At 53.3% G+C, this 1,088-nt stretch carries 3 protein-coding genes and 1 pseudogene; 1 reads left to right on the top strand and 3 read right to left on the bottom strand.

The genetic code is table 11. The features are described 5' to 3' along the window. Window positions 1-191 (top strand): P-II family nitrogen regulator (locus tag ACE4YL_RS14725; protein ID WP_461369769.1); only part of this gene is annotated, 191 nt, incomplete at its 5' end. 93 nt (window positions 192-284) lie between these two features. Here ACE4YL_RS14725 and ACE4YL_RS14720 read toward each other — a convergent pair. The 3 genes and pseudogenes from ACE4YL_RS14720 to ACE4YL_RS14710 all read right to left on the bottom strand — a co-directional run. Then, window positions 285-416, bottom strand: coding sequence for a rubredoxin (locus ACE4YL_RS14720; RefSeq protein ID WP_461369768.1), 132 nt, complete (start codon window positions 414-416; stop codon window positions 285-287). A gap of 59 nt (window positions 417-475) precedes the next feature. Beyond that, window positions 476-695: pseudogene (locus ACE4YL_RS14715) on the bottom strand (FprA family A-type flavoprotein); the annotation flags it as partial. Window positions 696-725: 30 nt separating this feature from the next. Next, window positions 726-1,088, bottom strand: a 363-nt coding sequence (locus ACE4YL_RS14710) for a Fe-Mn family superoxide dismutase (protein WP_461369767.1), incomplete at its 5' end; no start/stop codon positions are given.

Below are 1,088 nucleotides of genomic sequence, written 5' to 3'. Positions count from 1 at the left end.
AATTGCTGGGCATCCCCATAGAGCCGGAGAAAGAGATTATCTTTACCGTGGTCCCAGCAGAAATATCCGAAAAAGTACTGGCCGCAATTATCAAGGCCGGCAAGCTGGAGCGGCCGGCGACGGGAATTGCTTTTGTCCTTGAGCTGAAGATGGTGGTCGGCGTAGCCCACCTGCTACGAGAGCAGGCTTAGCCGCCGTTTTCCCCTAATCTAAGGGGATACCCTGCAGGATACCCCCATCGGCCTCCCAGTTTCAAAGTTACGCTACTCCTTTGCCGCACGCAACTATTCCAACCTGGTGAATTCTTCTTTGCCGACGCCGCAATCTGGACAGGCCCAGTCATCGGGAAGCTCTTCAAAAGGGGTTCCCGGTTCTATCCCCCCTGCGCTATCTCCCTCGACAATCGAATGGGCCATCGTAGCAGTGCTCCCCCACATGCTATCGTAAACCACGATTGGTTTGGGGAGCCACTCCCAATCTGTGCCGGGTCGATGACTTTCATGATTCGCTCCAGCATTTCCCCGGCAAAGGTCGCGTAGACCGTATCTACTAGGGTGATCTTCTCATCAACAATCAGGTAACTGTTATAGGTTGTACCACGGTAAGTACTGTAAACCGGTCCGCGGAAATATTGCATATCCTAAGTCTAGAGCCCCAACCCAGTAGATGCCCTCCTGCAAAACAACCGGCTCCATCAAGAATAACTCTTTTAATTTACCGGTTAACTAACAGCTACAGCAGGAGCTATGATCGCCATCTCCCTTACAGCATGAAAGACGCCGGTTTACATCTTCCCAGTTCACCAGGTTCCACCAGGCTTCGATAAAGTCCGCCCGCCTGTTCTGGTACTGCAGGTAGTAAGCATGCTCCCAGAGATCGAGGACCAGAAGCGGCACCGCCCCCCACTGGGTCAAATTCTGATGTTTCTCGGCCGTAAGTATCTCCAGTTTGTTGAAGCCGGGAAGCAGGCAGAGCAGCGCCCAACCGGAACCTTCCACCGCCGCCGCGGACGCGGTAAATTGCTTTTTAAATGTTTCGAAGCCGCTAAAATCTCTTTCAATCCGATTGGCCACATGCCCGGTCGCCGG

This window comes from Candidatus Darwinibacter acetoxidans, from assembly GCF_041936445.1.
Taxonomy (GTDB): Bacteria; Bacillota; Limnochordia; order Darwinibacteriales; family Darwinibacteriaceae; genus DTU010.
The sequence above is the reverse complement of the archived record's forward strand: the minus strand, read 5'-3'. Positions and strand labels throughout refer to the sequence as shown.

What these genes read in the sequence shown, in the direction of transcription:
- ACE4YL_RS14720 (WP_461369768.1), bottom strand. Translation starts at nt 416, where the DNA reads ATGGCCCATTCGATTGTCGAGGGAGATAGCGCAGGGGGGATAGAACCG.